Annotated in this window: 17 protein-coding genes and 2 tRNA genes; 6 read left to right on the top strand and 13 right to left on the bottom strand. The window is 29.9% G+C overall.

All coding sequences use genetic code 11. The features are described from left to right. Positions 1-156: 156 nt before the first annotated feature. Positions 157-1,506, top strand: a complete 1,350-nt coding sequence (gene rseP, locus ACMFBB_RS13750; protein WP_435261333.1) for an RIP metalloprotease RseP — start codon at positions 157-159, stop codon at positions 1,504-1,506. Positions 1,507-1,578: 72 nt separating this feature from the next. Further along, a complete protein-coding gene (dinB, locus tag ACMFBB_RS13745) occupies positions 1,579-2,661 on the top strand; it encodes a DNA polymerase IV (RefSeq protein WP_435264305.1) in 1,083 nt (360 codons plus the stop codon). Here dinB and ACMFBB_RS13740 read toward each other — a convergent pair. The 4 genes from ACMFBB_RS13740 to ACMFBB_RS13725 all read right to left on the bottom strand — a co-directional run bounded on the left by ACMFBB_RS13740 (position 2,658) and on the right by ACMFBB_RS13725 (position 7,230). Then, positions 2,658-4,577, bottom strand: a complete 1,920-nt coding sequence (locus tag ACMFBB_RS13740) for a tetratricopeptide repeat protein (protein ID WP_435261332.1) — start codon at positions 4,575-4,577, stop codon at positions 2,658-2,660. The two genes, dinB and ACMFBB_RS13740, sit on opposite strands and share 4 nt — an antisense overlap. Before the next feature lie 6 nt (positions 4,578-4,583). Beyond that, positions 4,584-5,318 (bottom strand): LytR/AlgR family response regulator transcription factor, encoded by a 735-nt coding sequence (locus ACMFBB_RS13735; protein WP_435261331.1) that lies wholly within the window; start codon positions 5,316-5,318, stop codon positions 4,584-4,586. A 295-nt stretch (positions 5,319-5,613) separates the two neighbouring features. After that, positions 5,614-6,762: a cystathionine gamma-synthase gene (locus ACMFBB_RS13730; RefSeq protein WP_435261330.1), complete on the bottom strand. Its 1,149-nt coding sequence runs from the start codon at positions 6,760-6,762 to the stop codon at positions 5,614-5,616. Between the two features lie 12 nt (positions 6,763-6,774). After that, positions 6,775-7,230: a DinB family protein gene (locus ACMFBB_RS13725; RefSeq protein WP_435261329.1), complete on the bottom strand. Its 456-nt coding sequence runs from the start codon at positions 7,228-7,230 to the stop codon at positions 6,775-6,777. A gap of 47 nt (positions 7,231-7,277) precedes the next feature. Here ACMFBB_RS13725 and ACMFBB_RS13720 point away from each other — a divergent pair, with 47 nt between their 5' ends. Continuing rightward, on the top strand, positions 7,278-7,625 hold the full coding sequence (locus ACMFBB_RS13720) for an arsenate reductase family protein (RefSeq protein WP_435261328.1): 348 nt from the start codon (positions 7,278-7,280) through the stop codon (positions 7,623-7,625). Between the two features lie 36 nt (positions 7,626-7,661). Here ACMFBB_RS13720 and ACMFBB_RS13715 read toward each other — a convergent pair whose 3' ends face one another. From ACMFBB_RS13715 to ACMFBB_RS13705, 3 genes are all read right to left on the bottom strand, one after another. Further along, positions 7,662-8,141 (bottom strand): DUF4252 domain-containing protein, encoded by a 480-nt coding sequence (locus tag ACMFBB_RS13715; RefSeq protein ID WP_435261327.1) that lies wholly within the window; start codon positions 8,139-8,141, stop codon positions 7,662-7,664. Positions 8,142-8,226: 85 nt separating this feature from the next. Further along, positions 8,227-8,297, bottom strand: a tRNA-Gln gene (locus tag ACMFBB_RS13710). 482 nt (positions 8,298-8,779) lie between these two features. Beyond that, positions 8,780-8,850 (bottom strand) — tRNA-Gln (locus ACMFBB_RS13705). Between the two features lie 169 nt (positions 8,851-9,019). On the opposite strand from ACMFBB_RS13705, the gene ACMFBB_RS13700 reads away from it, so the two are divergent. Beyond that, a complete protein-coding gene (locus ACMFBB_RS13700) occupies positions 9,020-12,136 on the top strand; it encodes a glycosyltransferase family 117 protein (RefSeq protein ID WP_435261326.1) in 3,117 nt (1,038 codons plus the stop codon). Positions 12,137-12,142: 6 nt separating this feature from the next. Further along, a complete protein-coding gene (locus tag ACMFBB_RS13695; RefSeq protein ID WP_435261325.1) occupies positions 12,143-12,787 on the top strand; it encodes a polysaccharide deacetylase family protein in 645 nt (214 codons plus the stop codon). Here the strand turns inward: ACMFBB_RS13695 and ACMFBB_RS13690 are convergent. After that, positions 12,784-13,077: a thioredoxin family protein gene (locus tag ACMFBB_RS13690; protein WP_435261324.1), complete on the bottom strand. Its 294-nt coding sequence runs from the start codon at positions 13,075-13,077 to the stop codon at positions 12,784-12,786. The two genes, ACMFBB_RS13695 and ACMFBB_RS13690, sit on opposite strands and share 4 nt — an antisense overlap. A gap of 85 nt (positions 13,078-13,162) precedes the next feature. Continuing rightward, positions 13,163-14,386 (bottom strand): metallophosphoesterase, encoded by a 1,224-nt coding sequence (locus ACMFBB_RS13685; protein WP_435261323.1) that lies wholly within the window; start codon positions 14,384-14,386, stop codon positions 13,163-13,165. 160 nt (positions 14,387-14,546) lie between these two features. On the opposite strand from ACMFBB_RS13685, the gene polA reads away from it, so the two are divergent. Beyond that, on the top strand, positions 14,547-17,375 hold the full coding sequence (polA, locus tag ACMFBB_RS13680; RefSeq protein WP_435261322.1) for a DNA polymerase I: 2,829 nt from the start codon (positions 14,547-14,549) through the stop codon (positions 17,373-17,375). Here polA and ACMFBB_RS13675 read toward each other — a convergent pair. The 4 genes from ACMFBB_RS13675 to nqrF form a co-directional block, all read right to left on the bottom strand. Further along, on the bottom strand, positions 17,372-17,935 hold the full coding sequence (locus ACMFBB_RS13675) for a uracil-DNA glycosylase family protein (RefSeq protein ID WP_435261321.1): 564 nt from the start codon (positions 17,933-17,935) through the stop codon (positions 17,372-17,374). The two genes, polA and ACMFBB_RS13675, sit on opposite strands and share 4 nt — an antisense overlap. Positions 17,936-18,589: 654 nt before the next feature. Then, complete coding sequence (locus tag ACMFBB_RS13670; RefSeq protein WP_435261320.1) at positions 18,590-18,952, bottom strand: Na(+)-translocating NADH-quinone reductase subunit F; 363 nt, start codon at positions 18,950-18,952, stop codon at positions 18,590-18,592. A gap of 2 nt (positions 18,953-18,954) precedes the next feature. Beyond that, complete coding sequence (locus tag ACMFBB_RS13665; protein ID WP_435261319.1) at positions 18,955-20,310, bottom strand: DEAD/DEAH box helicase; 1,356 nt, start codon at positions 20,308-20,310, stop codon at positions 18,955-18,957. A 749-nt stretch (positions 20,311-21,059) separates the two neighbouring features. Continuing rightward, positions 21,060-22,373, bottom strand: a complete 1,314-nt coding sequence (gene nqrF / locus ACMFBB_RS13660; RefSeq protein WP_435264304.1) for an NADH:ubiquinone reductase (Na(+)-transporting) subunit F — start codon at positions 22,371-22,373, stop codon at positions 21,060-21,062. Positions 22,374-22,375: the final 2 nt, after the last annotated feature.

Genomic DNA, 22,375 nt, shown 5'->3' with positions numbered 1-22,375 from the left:
TGAAATTTTATACAAAAATACGACTAAAAACAACTATTCCATATTCATACTACAAAAAGTTTGTTAAATCAATGAATACCTCCTATTACAAACTTTTAGAACTCTTTTTAAAAACGTACATTTGTCAAATTTTAAATTTTAGAAATAAACCCATTTATGGAAATTTTAATAAAAGCATCACAATTTATCTTAAGCTTATCGCTTTTAATTGTTCTTCATGAGTTAGGCCATTTTATACCTGCCAAACTATTTAAAACTAAAGTAGAGAAGTTCTACTTATTTTTTGACTACAAGTTTTCTTTATTTAAAAAGAAAATTGGTGAAACTGTTTATGGTATTGGATGGATTCCTTTAGGTGGTTATGTAAAAATCGCTGGTATGATTGATGAAAGCATGGATACTGAGCAATTAAAAGAAGAACCTAAACCATGGGAATTTAGATCAAAACCAGCATGGCAACGTTTAATTATCATGTTAGGTGGTGTATTTGTTAATTTTGTGTTGGGTATTTTAATATATATATGCCTGATGTGGGGATATGGTGAAAAGTTTTTACCTAATGACAGCGTAAAAGATGGTGTTTGGGTTCAAGACCAACTTGCTACCGATTTAGGTTTACAAACAGGAGATAAAATACTATCTATTGACGGCGAAAAAGTTGATAAATTTAGAGAGCTAACCATACAATTTATTAACGGAAATAAATACACTGTTGAACGTAATGGAGAAACAATAGAGAAAAAAATTCCTACTGATTTTATTTCAAAATTAGTTGATAGAGGGAAAGATGCTGGCCCTTTTTTAGCCGTTAGATATCCATTTGTTATTGCTAAAGTTCAAAAAGACTCATTAAATGCTGGAGTTGATATTTTACCAAAAGATATAATTACTGCTATTAATGGAACTTCTATAACTTACTATGACGAAGCCAAACCTATACTAAAAAACTTAAAAGGTCAAGATATATCAATCACTTTGAAAAGAGGAAAAGAAACTAAAAATGTTCCTGTTAAAGTATCTAATCATGGTAACTTAGGAGTAATGTGGACAAGTGTTTCTATGTCTAATTTAGAGAAATTAGGATACTATAAGTTAGCTAGTAAATCTTATTCATTTACAGAAGCAATTCCTGCAGGAACAAACAAAGCTTGGAGTACTTTAACAAACTACGTCAAACAAATAAAAAAAATAGCAAACCCTAGCACTGGTGCTTGGAAAGGCTTAGGTGGTTTCAAATCGATAATGGATATTTTCCCTGTAACATGGAGTTGGCAAGCGTTTTGGAACATTACAGCGTTCTTATCAATCATGTTAGGTTTTATGAATTTATTACCTATTCCAGCATTAGATGGTGGTCATGTAGTATTTACACTGTGGGAAATGATAACTGGAAAAAAACCAAGTGATAAATTTTTAGAATATGCACAAGTAATAGGTTTTGTATTTTTACTTTCATTATTACTATTTGCAAACGGTAATGATATTTTTAGATCAATTTTTAAATAAATTACCTCAACACTTTTATAAAAACTCCCAAAGAAAGTTAACTTTCTTTGGGAGTTTTTATATTTTTACTGTATAGATTTACAACCACCATATAAAAAAATTATTCATGTTGACATGGATGCATTTTATGCATCTGTAGAACAACTTGACAACCCAGATTTACTTGGTAAACCTGTTGCAGTTGGAGGGAATGAAATTAGGGGTGTTGTGTCTGCTGCAAGTTATGAAGCTAGAGTATTTGGTGTACGATCAGCAATGAGTGGTGTTTTAGCTAGACAAAAGTGTCCACATTTAATTTTTGTAAAACCTCGATACCATCGCTATAAAGAGATATCATCAAAAATAAGAGCTATTTTTTATGATTATACTGATTTGGTTGAACCTTTATCATTAGATGAAGCTTATTTAGATGTTACTGAAAACAAAAAAGGAAACCCCTCCGCTAGTTTAATTGCACAAGAGATTCGTCAACGCATCTGGGAAGAATTAGAATTACGTGCTTCTGCTGGTATTTCTATTAATAAGTTTATAGCTAAAGTAGCTTCTGATATAAACAAACCAAACGGGCAAAAAACTATTAAACCTATTGAAGTGATTGACTTCTTAGAAAAACTTCCTATCAATAAATTTTATGGTGTTGGAAAAGTAACCGCTGCTAAAATGCATAACTTAGGTATATTTACTGGTGAAGATTTAAAACAAAGACCACAAGAAGAACTCATTAAACATTTTGGAAAATCTGGCTTACACTACTATAATATCGTAAGAGGCATTCATTACAGTAGAGTAAAACCTAATAGGATACGTAAATCTATAGCTGCTGAAAGAACTTTTAATGAAAATATTTCTTCTGAAGTATACATGATAGAACGTCTTGAGGTAATAGCGGAAGAACTGGAAAGAAGAATGAAACATTCTAAAACTAAAGGAAAAACATTAACCTTAAAAATTAAATATAGTAATTTTACACAACAAACAAGAAGTAAAACAGTGAATGAGTACATCTATTTGAAAAAAGACTTTATGCCTATTATTAAAGAACTTTTATATCAAGATGTACTAAAAGAATCTGTCAGGCTATTAGGCATTTCCTTTAGTAACTTAAATACAGATAAAAAAGATCCTGTTTGGGTACAATTATCTTTCGATTTTTAGCTAAGTGGTATTTTCAGTGATACTTTTGTACCTATTGGAGAATTATTCTCATCCATTAAATCTGTATACACCAAAGAGTAATTATGTTTATATACATCAGTAAAATTTTGCAACCTCTGTTTTGTTAACTCAATTCCTATTGACTTTCTTTTAAGTGATTTGTTCTTTTTTATTAATAACGCTTCCTTTCTTCCTATTCCATTGTCTAATATATCAATTTGAATAAAATCATTTGAAATTTTAGTTGCTGATAATGTTACTTTTTTTACTCCTTTTTTGGAAGATAAACCATGCCATATTGCGTTTTCTAAAAAAGGCTGAAGAATTAAAGGAGGTATTTTTACTTTATCTAAATTTATTTCATCATCAATGTTTTCATGATATACAATCTCATTAGAAAATCTAATATTTTCGATACTCATATACAAGTTCATTGTTTTCAACTCATCACTTAAAGGAACTTCTTTTGTTTTTGAAGACTCTAAAATACTTCTGATTAACTTTGAGAATTTGTTCAAATAATAAACTGCATTTTTCTGTTCATTATTTATAATATAAAGTTTAATTGAATTAAGGGCATTGAACACAAAGTGAGGATTCATTTGATTTTGCAATGCTTCTTGCTCTAGAACCAATATTTTTTTATCATTGCTCAACAACCGTTGCCCATAAATTGCGTACAACAAAACACCTAATAATGCTATTGAAACCAACGCAATGATTAAAATATTTCTATTACGAGTGAGCTTTAATTTAGTAATCTCATTTTCCTTAGCTAAACTTTTTATCTTATTGTTTTTTACTTCATTATCATACTTACTAATTAAGTTATTTACATAAAGTATGTTTCTATCATTAAAAGTTTCATTTTCTCCTAAAATAGATTTTTTATAAAACGTATACGCGTTTTCATAATCTCCCTTTAATCTATAAATTTCCGATAAGTATTCATACGATTTATTAGTATTGGTAGGAATACCATACTTCAAAGAAATGTCTAACGAATTTTTAATAATTTTTTTCCCTTTATCAAGGTTACCTATATTAATTTCACAATTACCAATGGTATTATACACACTTGTGATATAAAATTTATTCCCTATTTCCTCAGATAAAGTTTTTACTTCTTGTACATATTTTAAGGCTTTTTTATATTCACCTTTCAAAATTAAAACGTTACTAATACTATTATGACAAATAACCTTACCTATTTTAGATTTAATCTCTAAATTGTACTGTAATGATTTGTTATAATTAAACAACGCTTCATCTAATTTTTCTAGGTTTTGATACACAAATCCAATGTTGTGATAATTAATTGCTAAACCTCTTTTGTCTTGTAACTCTTTTTTAGTTATAATGGCTTTTTCAAACTTTTCAAGTGCTAATTTATACTGTTTAAGTTTTAAGTATATATTTCCAATACTGTTTTCACATACACTTTTACTCATCTTTATATCATCAGTAGGAGTTGGTATTTTATTTATCAACTCAAGGGCAAATTGATGATAATTTAGAGCACTTCTAATTTTATCTTGCCTTCGATATACAACGCCTATCTGGTTCAATATTACTATTTCGGCATTCAACTTTTTAAACTCTCTTGATAAGTTAAGCGCATTTAAGTAATTTTCTATTGCTTTTTTATAGGCAGTGTTATTTCTATGGTATCTTCCTAATAAGTTATAGGAATGAATTTCTCCAAGAATATTCTTGTTTACTTTACTTTTCCAAAGAAGTAAATCTATTTCATCTTTACCAAATTTAGTTTTTTCAAAATACTTCTGTACTTGAAAATAATCATCAAAATCTTCTTCAAAAAAAGTTGTTATACTGTTTTCAAGTACAGAAGTATCTTGACAATGCCCTTTGAAGATTACAAAAAAAAATAAAAAATATAAGGAAAAAAGCTTCATTGAGTTTTAAAATTTATCTAAAAAATCTGATTTCTTTTGCCTTGATACAGGTATCCTATTATTATTTTCTAAAATAACATACCCATCTGATTTTAAAAATTCTTTTATTTTATTAAGATTAATAATAAAAGAGTTATGGATTCTAAAAAAATGATCGTCAGGTAACAGTGTATTAACTTCTTTTAACTTTTTAGTTATTACTATTTTTTTATTATTTGTTGTATGTATAGAACAATAATTCCCATCAGATTCAACAAACAAAATTTCTGACTCTTCCAAAAAAACAAGCTTACCATCAGTACTGATTGTAATTTTACGCCTATTAAACTTTTCGTTGAAACTTGATAATATTTTATCAAACTTACTTGTACTACTAGTTTTTGAGTAATAATTTTTAATTCTACTCAATGTTTCTTCTAAATCATCAGAATCAATAGGTTTTAATAAATAATCGATTGCTTGATTTTTTAGCGCTTTAATAGCATACTCATTATATGCAGTTGTTATGACTACTGCAAAATCTTTTCTTTCTATTTTTTTTAATAATTGAAAACCATCCATCGTTGGCATTTCAATATCTAAAAACAAACAATCAAGAACATTTGAATTGATATATTCAATTGCTTTATCTGCCTCAGTAAAAGTTTTAATAATTTCTAAATCATCATTAAAATTAGACAATTCCCAAGTAAGACCTTGAATTGCTTTAGGCTCATCGTCTACAATAACAGCTCTTATCATACTCTAGTATTTACACCAAAAGTAATCTATAAAAAGTTAAAATTAAAATTGAATAAACTCCATTTAAGTGCATTCACATCACAAATAACACCTCTCACACTAAATTACATGCAAATTATACATCAAGATATGCAAACTATACATTAAGTTAATATTAAATTATTTTTTAATCTGATATTTGCATTGTAATATACAAGGGGAATCATTTTGATAATTGGGGGATTAATCAACAATGATAATTAAATTGAAAAGCACTACAATGTAGTGCTTTTCTTTTTTAATAAATGTATTTTATTTACCTCTCTAAAGCTTGTGCCAAATCATCTAATAAATCATCAATATCTTCCACACCAACACTCAACCTGACTAAAGAATCTGTTATTCCTATTTTTACTCTTTCCTCTTCAGGAATCGAAGCATGAGTCATTGTACTTGGATGATTCACCAAACTCTCTACCCCTCCTAATGATTCTGCTAACGTAAATAACTTTGTACTTTCTAAAAATTTAAACGTTGCTTTTTTACTTTCATCTTTTAAACGAAAAGAAACCATTCCTCCATAATCGTCCATTTGCTTTTTAGCAATTTCATGATTAGGATGACTTTCTAAACCTGGATAATACACATCACTTACCTGTTTATGTTCTTTTAAAAAATTAGCTATGGCCAATCCATTTTCACAATGGCGCTGCATTCGTAAGTGTAATGTTTTTATACCTCGTAATGCTAAAAAAGAATCCATAGGACTGGCTATCGCCCCAGCAGCAAATTGAATAAAATGTAACTCTTCGGCTAACTCTTCATCTTTCACCATTAGAGCTCCCATTACTAAATCTGAATGACCTCCTAAATACTTAGTCGCAGAATGCATAACAATATCTACTCCTAAATCTAATGGTCTTTGTAAATAAGGTGTAGCAAAAGTATTATCAACCGCAATTAAAATAGTAGTGTCTTTGTTTTTTATAGCGTTGGTTACTCCTAAAATATCAACAATTTTCATTAATGGATTGGTAGGTGTTTCTATCCAAATTAATTTTGTCGAATCAGAAACCGCATTAGTTACATTACTAATCTCTCCTAAATCAACAAATTTAAAATTCAACCCATATTTATGAAAAAGTCTAGTAAACATTCGATAAGTACCACCATACAAATCATTACCCGCAATAACTTCATCACCTGGTTTTAATAGACGAAGTACACAATCAATAGCAGAAAGTCCTGAAGAAAAGGCAAATCCGCGAGTCCCATTTTCAATTGAGGCAAATGCATTTTCTAGAGCTGTTCTGGTAGGGTTAGCTGCACGTGAGTATACATACCCCTTATTCACACCAGGGCTTGATTGAGCATACGTAGAAGTTTGAAAAACAGGAGTCATAACGGCTCCTGTAGTCTCTTCGTACTTTTGACCTCCATGTATCGCTTTAGTATTAAATTTCATTTTAATAAAAATTTACACTAATTTTCTAATTGCCATAATAACTCCTAAATGTATGCCTTCATGCATGTTATTAAAAGCAAGTGCAGTTTTAAAAGAGTCTAATACAAAACCAGTACTTGTTTTATACTCTGTATAATCCGAGAAAATCCCCGCACTAAAATCTTCTTTTAAAGTATCAGGTAACCCCAATAACAATTCTTTTACCTCTTCAAACTCTTCTTCTGTAAAAGTTTCAGTCGGCTTAGTGCCTTTTCTATAGTTATCTATTAGTTCATCAGACACTAAACACTGTAAACCAGACAACTTATAAAGTAACAATTGTTGAGTCACTACCAAATGAGCAACATTCCAAGCTATATTATTATTAAACCCTTCTGGAATCTTATGTAACTGTTCAATAGTTAATCCATTTGTAAGATTTAACACTAACTCTCTGGATTTTTTTAAAACTTCAAATTGTGAATCCATTTTTCTGTTTATTTTAGCTCAAATATATTATTAAAGATTTATATAAAATGAAGAAAGTTTATTTTTTACAAACCTGTGATACTTGTCGAAGAATTTTAAAAGAAGTAAACTTAGATGGTTTTGAAAAACAAGAAATTAAATCAGTTCCGATTACAGTTCAACAACTAGAAGAAATGTACCGTTTAAGCGGTAGTTTTGAAGCCTTGTTTAATAAAAGAGCAAAACTTTACAGGGAAATGGATTTAAAAAACCAAACCTTAACAGAAGCTGATTACAAACAATACATTTTAGATGAGTACACTTTTTTAAAACGTCCTGTTTTTATTATTAATAGTGACATTTATATAGGCAATAGCAAGAAAATTATTGAATCTTTAAAAAAAGCTACTCAATAATAAAAGGCGGAAAATTACTTCCGCCTTTTTTTTAATTTATTTTGATGCTACCTCCTCATTATTTGAGGAAGTAATAATTGAAGCCAACTCTTCTCTTGTTAGTTTTGTTTTCACTCCCAATAACACAAGTTTGTCTTCAGTTCCAGTTACTTTAACAATGATTTCTCTCACTAAGTTATTTTTTTCGATGAAAAGAATTTCCGCTTTACCTCCTTTATCCTTAGCTCTTATCAAAGTTTTCAATTTATTTCTTCTTGAAAATCTTTTAAAATCTTTAGCAACATCACTTCTATTTTTATCAAAAACCATAAGTTTGAAATCACTTGACTTTTTTAATAGGTTTTTAATTTCGTCATCGTCTTCATCATCAAAAAATGAACCAGCAAAAGAGCTTGATAAATTTAATGAGAAAGCCGTCCTGTTTTTATTTGCCTTATAGAAGCTTTTAAATTTTGCCTCCTGAGCATTAATACTAATTAAAAATAAACAAAAAAATGCAGTTAAAAATCGTTTCATACTATTTGGTTTTAAAAGCAAGACGATTGGTATAAAAACTTGTTACAAAAAAAGTCTTAACTAAAATTTAGTTAAGACTTTTAAGTTGGCCTACAAGGACTCGAACCTTGAATATTGGTACCAAAAACCAGTGTGTTACCATTACACCATAGGCCAGTAATTTGTGAGTGCAAATATAAAAATAAAGTTTGTATTAAAAAAAACAAAATTTATAAAAAATACAAATACTTTTTTAAGGTGCATTTTGTCTTTTTTACAATTATAGAATTTAAATTGTATTTATAATCATTAATAATTGCACTAGGTTTATAAGCTTCTAAATTAAATATCAATTATTTATCATACCTTGTTTTTTATTATAAATAATAAAATTTCACTCTCTCTTATCAACAAATAAAAAAACTTAATTTTTACAAAAATTAGCACTCACTTAATCTATTTTTTACACTATGAATTGTTTTATTTCAAATTGATTTTGACAATTCAAAACTCATAACTAGATATTATTTCTTTAAAATTTTGAATACCTAACAAACTCTGTATCCCAAAAGCATACCTTATATATTTTATAAAATCAACTTATTTCAAGAAGCTATATAAATTACAAATAAAAAGCCCTTACTTTCGTAAGGGCTTTGTTGGCCTACAAGGACTCGAACCTTGAATATTGGTACCAAAAACCAGTGTGTTACCATTACACCATAGGCCAATTGCTTATTGCGGGTGCAAATATAAAACATAAATTGATTTTGACAAAAAAAAATTAATTTTTTTCTTTTAACAGAACTTTATCCTGAAAAATAAAACAAAATTTTATTTTTGCTATACTTAAAACACACTACTAATTAGTACATTCGCAACAACTTATTAAAAATTATATGAACGATTTTAACTACAAAAAATGGAATACTATTTTAGGATGGGGTTCATTTGCCGTGGCGTTAATAACCTATACACTAACACTTGAACCTACAGTAAGCTCATGGGATTGTGGTGAATACATCTCAACAGCTGTAAAGTTAGAAGTTGGTCACCCACCTGGTGCCCCATTATTTCAAATGCTGGGAGCATTCTTTGCAATGTTAAGTAATGACCCAAGCCAATGGGCTAAGATGGTTAATTTTATGTCTGGTTTAGCAAGTGCTTTTACAATATTATTTATGTTTTGGACAATTACCAATTTGGCAAAGAAAATGGTGATTAAAAATGGTAAATTCAATAAAAATGAAGGTATTGCTGTTTTAGGTAGTGGTTTAGTAGGTGCTTTAACCTACACTTTCTCTGATAGTTTTTGGTTTAGTGCTGTAGAAGGAGAAGTATATGCAATGTCATCATTTTTAATGGCCTTATTATTTTGGTTAGGTTTAAAATGGGAGGCAGCAATAAACTCACCTAGAGGCAATAAATGGCTTGTTATTATAAGTTTCGTTGTTGGACTATCATTTGGAGTACATATTTTATCTTTACTAGTTATTCCATCTATTGTGATGTTGTATTTTTTTAAGACATATAAAAACATCACTTTAAAAACTACTGCAATTGCTACAATTATTTCAATATTAGTTTTAGCTTTTGTTTTTAAATTTTTATTCCCTTTCACATTAAAATTCTTTAGTATATCTGAACTATTTTTTATCAACCAGATAGGATTACCTTATAACTCTGGAACTATAATTGCTGGGGTTATTTTAATAGGGTTATTTTATTTTGGATTAAACTATACTCGTAAAAAGAACTTAATTACAGGAAACACATTAATCTTATCTGTTTTGTTTATCATGATTGGTTTTTCATCATGGTTAATGTTACCTATTCGTGCAAATGCTGATACCGTTATTAATGAAAACAATCCATCAAGTGCTCGCGAACTTTTAGCATACTACAATCGTGAACAATATGGCGATGCTAATGTTTTTTATGACAAATACTATTCTATAACCTATAATAGAGAACAAGATGCCAACAAACCTTTTAAGGACGATAAACCAAAATATGAGAAAAGAAATGGAAAATATGAAATTGTAAATAAATACAAAAACGTAATTCCTAACTATTCTGATAAACATAAAGGTTTTATACCTAGAATGGTTGATCCTGGTTCTGAACAACATTATAAAAGAATTGCTGGTATTCCAGCCAGAAGTAAAAGAAGACCAACTTTCTTTGAAAACATCAAATTTATGGTAGATTACCAGTTTGGATATATGTATGGTCGTTATTTTATGTGGAATTTTGTTGGTCGCCAAAACGACATTCAAGGTCATTTAGATTTCGAAAACGGCAACTGGCTAAGTGGTATTAATTTTATTGATGAAATGCGACTTGGTTCTCAACAAAATCTCCCTGATGTTATTAAAAACAATAAAGGAAGAAATACTTACTTTTTTCTACCTCTTATACTGGGTTTTATAGGCTTACTGTACCAAATAAATAAAGACAAAAAAAACCTGTATGCTTTAACCCTGTTTTTTGTATTTACTGGTTTTGCAATTATATTTTATACAAACCCTAAGCCTTTTGAACCTCGTGAACGTGATTATGCAGTAGTAGGTTCCTTTTATGTATTTGCTATATGGATTGGATTTGGTGTACTTGCACTATATGATTACTTTAAAAAGTATACCAACAAACAAACGGTAGCCTTTGCTGTTTCTATAATTTCATTATTAGCAGTTCCTGTTCTAATGGGTGCTCAAAATTGGGATGATCATGACAGAGGTGATCGTTTTATGGCACAATTAAATGCTCAAACGTATTTAGAAAGTTGTGACCCTAATGCCATTATTTTCACTATTGGTGATAATGACACTTTCCCTCTATGGTATATGCAACAAGTAGAAGGTATTCGCCCAGACATAAAAATTGTTAACACTAGTCTTTTTCAAACGGATTGGTATATTGACCAAATGAAAAAGAAAACCTATGATGCAGACCCTATACCCTCTACACTAACACATGATCAATATAAATATGGAACCTTAGATTTGGCGTATCACATTCCGCATCCTAGATTCAAAGATTCAATTATGTCCATAAAAAACTTTATGCGTTGGATTGAAAGTGATAATAAAGTTACCTATTATATTGATGAAGAAAATAATGTAAAAGAAAAGTTTTACCCAACCAATAGAATTCGCATTCCAGTTAATAAAGAAAACGCCTTAAAAACTGGTTTAGTGGCACAAAAAGACGCTGATAAAATAGTTGATTATATTGACATTACTATTGACCCTCAAGGCATTGCTAAGAATCGTATTTTAATGCTTGATATATTAAATAATTTTGACTGGAAACGTCCTATTTATTTTACTGGAGGTGCAAATGCTGATGAGGAATATATCTGGTTAAAAGACTATTTACAACTAGATGGTATGTCATATAAATTAGTACCCATCAAAACTTCAAATAAAGGAAAATCAATGTTTGACATGGGGCGGATTGACCCTGAAAAGATGTATGCTAATGTAAAAAAATGGGACTGGAAGACTATTAATAATGGAAAAATATACCTAGATGAACAAAGTAAACGTAATGCTATATCATTACGAAACAACTTAATGCGTTTATCTGAGGAATTTTTAAAATTAAATGATTCTGTCAATGCTAAGGATGTTTTAGATTTATCATTATATAAAATGCCTATTAAGGATTTTGATCATTATAGTATCTCTCTTGGATACCCTGAGTTGTATTACAAAATAGGGGATAAAGATAAGGCTCGTGAGACTGCCGAAACATTAATAGATATTTTTCAACAAAACCTTATTTATTACACGAACTTTAAAGGGGGTGATGAACAACTGGTTTTTGAAAACATTGATACTAATTTATACATGTATCAAAATATAGTTCGACAAATTACTCAATATGATGAAGATAAAGATTTTACTAATAAAATTTTTAAAGCATATATTGATCATGCTAAATTATTTAAGCATTTAATGTCTGATAGTGAAGAAGCTTTACCTGAAGAACTAGATTCTATTAAACCTTAGGACATATTGAAATTTTATATAACTAAAACACCACGTATAATCAAAAAATTATTTTCAAGATATACGTGGTGTTTTTCTTCTAATAAAAAAGAAATTTATTTAACTTTTGATGATGGGCCTATTCCAATAGTAACTGAATTTGTATTAGATCAACTCAAACAATACAATGCTAAAGCTACATTTTTTTGCATTGGTGATAATATTACAAAACATCCACTTATTTACAAGCAAATTTTAAAAGAAGGGCATAGTATAGGAAACCACACCTACAATCACTTAAACGGATGGAAACACACATTAAAAAACTATGTTTTAAATATTAAAAAGACACAAGAAATTATAGAGAAACAAGGTAAAGAAAAGCTTCTTACAAAACTCTTTCGCCCTCCATATGGCAAAATAAAACATTCACAAGCAACGGAACTTATAAATAAAGGATACAAAATTGTAATGTGGGATGTTCTCTCAGCAGATTTTGACAAAAAAATATCTAAAGAAAAATGTTTAGAAAATGTTCTAAACAACACCTTCAATGGAAGTATTATTGTTTTTCATGACAGTATAAAAGCTAAAGAAAAACTTTACTATACTTTACCTAAAGTTCTTGAGGAATACACAAGAAAAGGATATATTTTTAAAGCTATTTATTAAACGTATTGTTGAACTAAACCAATAAGTGTATTTGCGTCTTGCTCACCAGTTTGGCGCCACTTCATTTCCCCATTCTTGTATATCATAAATGTAGGATTTCCTTTTACTCGAAGCGCATCTGCTAAAAGTTCATTTTTTCTAATGTCTATTTTAATAACTTTTGCTCTATCACCTAAAGCAGCAGCAACATCACGAAGAGTGTCTATGCTTGGTTCAAACTCACTCCAATCAGCATAAAAATCAATTAACACAGGTTTATTAACACTTATGATTTCACCAAATTTTGTCATATAACATAATTTTTTTCTGTAAGTCGCCTAAAAGTACTAATTTTTTATAACTAAAACCTTAAATTAAGATGAAAAACACTAAAAACTAGGCTTTTTTTAACTCTATAACAGTTATTTCAGGCCAAATACCTACTCTTCCAGGAAAAGCATGGTATCCAAATCCCCTATTCACATTAACATATCTTCCAAACTCCTCATATAAACCAGCCCATTGCTTGTAAACATATTGAGACGGGCTCCATTTAAAAAAACCTGGAATTTCAATTCCAAATTGCAATCCATGGGTATGTCCACTCAATGTTAACTGGTAATTAAAATCATCTTTTTTCACTTTATACTCCCAATGACTTGGATCATGACTCATCAAAACTTTAAAGTCGTCCTTATCAATTCCTTTAGAGGCCATTTTTAAATCTCCTGCCTGATTAAAACCCTTTCCCCAATTTTCAACTCCTACCAAAGCTATTTTCTGTCCATCTTTTTCTATATATCTGTGTTCATTTAATAATAAATCAAACCCTATTCTTGGATGAATATTTTTAATTGCTTCAAAATTCTCTTTTTTATCCTCTTTACTTTTCCACTTTGAATAATCACCATAATCGTGATTCCCTAGGATTGAATACTTGCCCATTGTCGCTTTAAGTTGAGAAAAAACGGGAATCCAATCATCCATCTCGTGAGCAAAATTATTTACAATATCACCAGTAAATAAAATAACATCTGATTCTTGTTCATTTACTAAGTTAACGGCATATTGAATCTTTTCCTTATTATCAAAACTTCCAGAGTGAATATCAGTAATTTGTGTTATAGTAAAACCATCAAAAGCTTCTGGTAAATCTTTAAAACTTAATTGATACTTAAGCACTTTATAATTATACTTTCCTTTAAAAATACCATATAATAAACTTGTAAAAGGTATTGCTGCTATAAGAAAAGCAAGCTGAGATATAAACTTTCTTCGCCCTACCAAACCCTTGGTTTCTTCATACGAAAAATAAGATATGCCTTTTTTTAACCACCTTATTATATCTTCTCCCAGCATAAAAAGCAGTAGTATCAATTTTGGTACTAATATTAATAACAAAAAACCTACTGCCCATTGAAATTGACGTGTTTGCCCAGAACTTCTATCTGTAGAAAAAATTACATAAAAAAAATTAATATACGCTAAGGCACCTATAAATAACCATACAATTCGAATAAACTTGTTTTTAGTAAGAACTTTAACTGTTTGGAAAGCATATGTTTCAAGAGCAATAATTACAAAAGAAGAAATTAATAAAGGAAGTATCCAACGAGGCATATATCTATTTTTAATAGGATGCAAAGATAATAGTAAAACTAAAAATCAATTTTTAACATCTTGTTAAAGTTTCGTAGCTTTACTGCTTGGTTAAATGTGATTTTTAATTTAGATTCATTTCTCAATAATAAAAATATTTCAACAGCTCTTATATAACAACATGGCAAACAGAAAACGACTTTTTTTACTTGATGCATACGCTTTAATTTTTAGAGGATATTATGCTTTTATAAAAAATCCTAGAATCAATTCAAAAGGGTTAGACACTTCAGCTGTTTTAGGTTTTACAAATTCTCTTTTAGATGTAATTAAAAGAGAAAAACCTGATTACTTAGCTGTTTGTTTTGACAAAGGAGGAAGTGTTGATAGAATAGAAGTCTTTCCTGAATACAAAGCAAATAGACAAGAAACTCCTGAGGCAATAAAAATAGCTGTTCCTTATATCGAAAAAATACTAGAAGCCATGAACATTCCTGCAATTGTAAAATCAGGATATGAGGCTGATGATATTATAGGAACTCTTGCAAAAAAAGCTGAAAAAGCTGGTTTAGACACCTATATGGTAACTCCAGACAAGGATTTTGCGCAACTCGTTTCTGAACATATTTTCATGTACAAACCTCCTAGAATGGGAAATGGGTATGAAAAATGGGGAATTGAAGAAGTTAAAGCTAAATTTGGAGTTGAACGCCCAGAGCAAGTTATCGACTATTTAGGAATGATGGGAGATGCTGTTGATAACATTCCTGGATTACCAGGAGTTGGAGATAAAACAGCTAAAAAATTCCTTGCAGCTTATGGTAGTATGGAAGGATTATTTGAAAACATTGATCAGCTAAAGGGCAAAATGAAAGAAAAAGTAGCCGCCAATCAAGAATTAGGCCTTCTTTCAAAACAGTTAGCAACAATCATGTTAGATGTTCCTGTTGAATTAGAGGAAGATAAACTTATGTTTGAGCAACCGAACTTTGAAAAAACTTCAGAAATATTTAGTGAATTAGAATTTAGACGATTGGTTGAAAATTTAAAAAAGACCTACAATATTTCTGTAGATACAAAGAATCAAACAGAAACCACTTCTAAAAAAAACACACAAACAACTGACAGCCAACAATTCGATTTATTTGCTGCGCCAGGAAGTGGAATAGCTTCTGAAGAAAATAATATTAACGGATTTAAAACGATTGAAAATACCAGCCACTTTTATCAATTAGTAAACACTCCTTTAAGTAGAAAACTACTACTTAAAAAACTAGAACAACAAACTTCTGTCTGTTTTGATACTGAGACTACTGGCTTAAAATCTCTAGAAGTAGAGCTAATCGGTATTTCTTTTTCTTGGGAAGCTGGCAAAGGTTATTATGTAACCTTTCCTGAAAACCAAGAAGAAACCCAAACTATTATTGAAGAATTCTTACCTTTTTTTGAAAATGAAAAAATTGAGAAGATTGGTCATAATTTAAAATATGATATTAAAGTTTTATCAAACTACAACATTCCTGTAAAAGGAAAATTATTTGACACTATGATTGCGCATTATTTAATTAATCCTGATATGCGCCATAATATGGATATCCTTTCTGAAACCTATTTAAATTACCAACCAGTTTCTATTACTGAATTGATTGGTAAGAAAGGGAAAAATCAACTTTCTATGCGTCAAGTTGAACTTTCAAAACAAAGTGAGTACGCTGTTGAAGATGCTGACATTACTTTACAACTTAAAAAGCATTTTACTAAAGAGCTAGAAAGTGGCAATGTAACAAAATTATTTAATGAAATTGAAACTCCTTTGGTATCTGTTTTAACTGCAATGGAAATTGAAGGCGTTAATTTGAATATTGATTTTTTAAATTCTTTGTCAACTGAACTAACAAATGACATCCAAGAATTAGAAAAACGAATTTTTGAACAAGCTGGCGAAGAGTTCAACATTGCTTCTCCAAAACAGCTAGGAATTGTTTTGTTTGAAAACATGAAACTAGTTGATAAACCCAAAAAAACCAAAACCGGTCAATATTCTACAGCTGAAGATGTATTGTCAAACCTAGCTAAGGATCATAAAATAATTGAAGATATTTTACTATACCGCCAGTATAAGAAACTACAAAGCACCTATGTTGATGCCTTGCCAAATGAAGTCAATCCAAAAACCAAAAGGATCCACACCGTTTATGCTCAAGCAGTTGCTGCTACTGGAAGATTAAGTTCTAATAATCCAAACCTGCAAAATATTCCAATTAGAACTAAAAGAGGACAAGAGGTACGAAAAGCATTTATCCCGAAAGATAAAAACCATGTACTACTAGCTGCTGATTATAGCCAAATAGAATTACGCATTATTGCGGCTTTGAGCGAAGAAGAAACAATGATTAAAGCTTTTAAAGACGGGGAAGACATTCATGCCTCAACTGCTTCAAAAGTATTTAATGTACCTATAGAAGAAGTTACTCGTGAACAACGTAGCAACGCTAAAACAGTAAATTTTGGAATTATCTATGGCGTTTCTGCCTTTGGGTTAAGCAATCAAACATCTTTAACTAGAAAAGAAGCTAAATCATTAATTGATGCTTACTATGAAACCTATCCTAAATTACGTAATTATATTTCTAAACAAGTAGATTTTGCACGTGAGCACGGATATGTAGAAACCATTTTAGAAAGAAGACGTTATTTAAAAGATATTAATTCTCGTAATGCCATCGTACGAAGTGGTGCTGAAAGAAATGCAGTAAACGCTCCTATCCAAGGTAGTGCTGCTGACATTATAAAGTTAGCTATGATCAATATTCATAAGCGTTTTAAACAAGAAAAGTTTACATCTAAGATGTTACTTCAAGTTCATGATGAACTAGTTTTTGATGCTCATAAAAATGAATTAGACGTCATAAAACCTATAATTAAAGAAGAAATGGAAAATGCTTTTAAACTATCTGTACCTTTAGATGTTGAAATTGGTATTGGTGATAATTGGTTAGAGGCTCATTAAAGTAATTTACATATATGTTTTTTAAGTTCAGGAAGAACCGTTTTTTGAAACCACGGATTTTTAGTTAACCAAAAACGGTTTCTAGGAGAGGGATGTGGTAATACAAAATAATCAGGAAGGTACTCTTGATAATTAATAACCGTATTGGTTAACGTGTTTCTAGCTTTATCTTTTAAATAATATTTTTGCGCGTACATCCCTATTAATAATATCAACTCTACATTTGGCATTTTATTTAACAACAATTTATGCCACTGAAGAGCACATTCTTTTCTAGGTGGTAAATCTCCCGTTTTTCCTTTCCCAGGATAACAAAAACCCATAGGAATGATTCCAAAATTGTCCACATTATAAAATTGATCTGAAGTAACATTCAACCATTTTCTAAGTTGTTTACCACTTGCATCATCCCAAGGAATACCAGAAGCATGAACTTTACTTCCTGGAGCTTGACCTATAATTAATATTTTAGATTTCTCATTCGCAAAAACTACTGGCCTAGGTGTAATATAATTTTTACAAATATTACATGCTCTAACTTCTTCTAGTAATTCATTCATTTTATAAAACTAACAAAAAAAACACTCGTTTTAAGATAAAACGAGTGTTTTCCATTCAAAAAAGTCTTATTTAATGATGTATGGCATATCCCGCTCCTTTACCAAATTCTTCTAAAACCAATAATAAAAATTTCATCTTTTTTTGAATCCCCTTAAGTAATTTTTTTTTCATTATGTATTAATTTATTAATTTTTCCCATGGTAAATTTAAACCACAAACAATTCATAATCAATAGTGTTTTTCCCTTTTGTACTTAAGGTAAAACAATAAATATTGCATTGCTTATAAAAACTAACAACCTTTTACAAGGCTATTTCGGCAAAAATTAGTCACAAAAAAACACTCGCTTTATCTTAAAACGAGTGTTCTTCCTTCAAATTCTTTATTATTTAGTGGTTTATTGCGTATCCAGCTCCTTTGCCGAATTCTCTTAAAACCGATAATAGATTTTTAATAAAGTTTTGAATCCCCTTAAGTAATTTTTTTTTCATTGATAGTTTATTAATTAATTTCCCTGACGCAAAATTAACACTTAAACTACTGTATATCAAGATAATTATATGTTTTTATACCATTCTATTAAAAAAGTGTATAAATGGTATACAATCGATTACAATTGGTTTTATACATACCATAAAGAGATCTAAAAAACGTTATAAAATTGTTATAAAATCATTAAAAGCGACATAATAAGGCTGATTTTTGAACACAGGTAAGTCAATACTTTCAGCATTTGCTATTCCTATACCCGCATACCAAATCTTAGCATTCTGTTTTTTTGCATGCTCTTTAAAGGTTTCCATCCATAAAACATCATATTTATCCGGAGCCTGTATGTTATTAGTTACATTAACCAGCACAAAAATTGTTGGTTCTCCCTTTTTGAATAAAACAAATTGAGGATGCTTTTTTAAAGCACTATTAATAGCTACAAATTCATACCCCTTTTCTTGTAGCTTTTTACCAACAATATTCATTCCTAAGTTGTGTAACTCCTGCTTAGTAAGTTGTTGCATGTTTATTTTTTCTTATTGCGCTTATTATAGTTCTTATCACCTCTAGTTTTTGGTTTCTTATATTTTTTTACGATTTCCCTTCTGTAAGAACCTCCTAAGTTAACTTTCTTATTTTTTTCTTTCTTCTCATGAAAAGCAGGACCTGGAACATATTCTTGAGAAGTTCTATTTTTCGACTGATCTCTATCTTCACTTGGTCTTTCTTCTTCAGTTAGTTCTTTAAAGATCTCCACATGTTCAGGTATTTCTAATACTGGAATTTTATAGTCCATTAACTCTTCTATAGATACCCTCGAGTTATGTTCTTTTTCAGTGACAAATAAAATAGACTTCCCTTTGTGGTCAGCACGACCAGTACGACCTATCCTATGCATATAGTTTTCAGGGTATTGAGTAGGATTAAAATTAATTACATGAGTAATCTCATTTAAATCTAGCCCCCTTGCTATAACATCAGTCGCTATTAAAATTCTATGATTTCCATTATTAAACTCTTCAATAGAGCGTAAGCGATAATTCTGAGTTTTATTAGAGTGAATTACACAACATTGTCTTGGATATTCTTCTTCTAATAAATTGAATATTCTATCAGCATTTCTCTTATTAGGAGCAAAGATTAATACTTTAGCATATTCATTTTTATCAAACAATAACTCTTTCAATAAATTAATCTTTGTATAGAAGTTAGGAACATCATAAGTTACTTGTTCAATATTATCTAATGGTGTACCACTAACAGCTATAGCTATCTTTTTAGGCATTATAAAATAATCATCTATTAATGTCTCTACATCTTCAGTCATTGTAGCTGAAAACATAATATTTTGACGCCTTACAGGCAATAAATCAAAAATATTCAACAATTGAAAACGGAATCCTAAATCTAACATTACATCTACTTCATCAATTACAACTTTTTGAATTGACTTTAGCTTTAGCACCCTACTTATTGCTAAATCGTATAAGCGCCCAGGGGTAGCCACTATAATATCAGTTCCTTGTAAAACAGCTTCTTTATGCCTGTTTAAATTTACACCACCGTAAACACCTAAAACTCGTAAATTTATATATTTTGCTAACTTTTCTATTTCATCTACTACCTGAACAACTAACTCTCTTGTAGGCACAAGTAATAATACTCGTGGGTGCAGTTGTTTTGAGAACTTTAAATCTCTTAAAATTGGTAACATGTAAGCAAACGTTTTCCCTGTACCTGTTTGAGCAATTCCTACTACATCTTTACCTGAACGAATTACAGGAAAAGCTTGTTCTTGTATAGGTGTTGGATTAACAAAACCTAAGTCTTCAATTGAATTTCGTAGTGGATTTGATAAATCTAATTCTTGAAAAGAGACCATTTATGAAAATTTTCACAAAGGTACGATTTCTATATTTAGAAAGCACGACTCTTATAATTACCTATTGAATATAAAATACATTTGCTTATGATACAATAAAGAGAGTATTTTCGTTGTAATGGCATTAGTGAATATTTGTAGCAAAGAGTATTTATAAAAAAGGTAAGACTCTTTATAGTTAAACTTTTAAACACTTTGATTAGTACTTTGCTTATTTATATCTCCGCTATGAGTAATTATACTCTTTTCAAAAAAAGGAAAATAAAAAAAAATAGTTGAACAATTATAACATTTTAATTTTTTACTATAAGGTAAAATAAGTTTTTGAAAAGCACTTCTCTTTTTACGATTAACTATAGTCGATTGACAGTTTGGACAGTTCATTTGTATTAAATTCAAAAGTATTAATTTGGATGAAAACAATATTATTACAAAGTTGGGGAACATAACCGTTGGCTAAGATTGAAAAAAACTAACAGAATTAATATAAAATTTTCCGAACGACACTAAATAGCTTCCATAGGAATGAAAAATGATAGATAATCGTCATTTTTTACTGTGTAAAATTGAAATATAATAAACAATACAACTATAATGATTGTATAAAGGCATAAAGATAATTTACTTAAATTATGCCCTTGAAAGACGACAACTAGCAACAATATATATTCTTTAAATACTTAAAAAAATTACCTCATAAAAAAACCGAGCAATATGCTCGGTTTTCTATATTATAAGGTTAAAAATTTCTATCCTCCAAAATCATCAAATCTGATGTTCTCATCATCAAGACCAAAATCTTCACCCATTTTTTGAACTGCTTTATTCATTAATGGTGGGCCACAGAAATATAATTCTAAATCTTCAGGACTATCGTGCTTAGATAAATATTGATCTATTACAACTTGGTGAATAAACCCAACAAATCCATCTCCCTCTTCATCATTAATATCTGTTTTAGCTTTCCAATTATCTTGTTCTAATGGTTCTGATAAAGCTAAGTAAAATTTAAAGTTTGGGAAATCCTTTTCTAGTGCTCTAAAGTAGTGAATGTAAAATAACTCAGCTTTAGAACGACCTCCATACCAATAAGTTACTTTTCTACCTGTTTTTAAGGTTCTAAATAAATGATAAATATGTGAACGCATTGGTGCCATACCAGCTCCACCACCTACATATAACATTTCTGCCTCAGATTCATTGATAAAGAACTCTCCATAAGGTCCTGAAATAGTTACTTTATCTCCAGGTTTCTGATTAAAAATATAAGAAGAAGCTACACCTGGATTAACATCCATCCATCCGCCTTTAGCACGATCGAAAGGAGGTGTTGCTACACGAACATTTAACATAATTTCACGTCCTTCCGCAGGGTAAGAAGCCATAGAATATGCTCTCTCAACTACTTCAGTATTTTTCATTACCAATGGCCATAAACCAAATTTTTCCCAATCTGCTTTAAATTTATCAGGCTCGCCTGGATGATCAGAAGGATGTGCTGAAATATCCATATCTGAATATTTAACTTCACATTCTGGAATTTCAATTTGAATATAACCTCCAGCTTTATAATCCATTTCTTCAGGAATTTCAACTACAAATTCCTTAATAAAAGTCGCAACATTGTAGTTACGTACAACTGTTGCTTCCCATTTTTTAATTCCAAAAATTTCTTCTGGAATAGAGATATCCATGTCTTGTTTTACTTTAACCTGACATGCTAAACGAATACCATGTTGTAATTCTTTACGTGTAAAGTGAGGAGTCTCTGTAGGTAAAGCTTCACCCCCACCAGCATTAACGTGACACTCACACTGAACACAAGATCCACCTCCACCACAAGCTGATGGCAAGAAAATCTTTTCATTTCCTAAAGTAGATAACAATGTACCTCCTGAAGCAACTTCAATTGTCTTATCACCATTAATTGTAATCTTTACTGGACCTGATGGTGCTAGTTTTTGCTTTACAAATAATAACAACCCTACTAAAACTAATACAATTGCTAAAAATGCTACTACAGTCACAGCTACTGTACCTCCAGTATTTATTTCTAAAAACATCA

Origin of the sequence: Tenacibaculum sp. nBUS_03 (assembly GCF_051201695.1) — a bacterium.
GTDB lineage: Bacteria > Bacteroidota > Bacteroidia > Flavobacteriales > Flavobacteriaceae > Polaribacter.
This window is presented reverse-complemented; position numbering and strand designations above follow the sequence as displayed.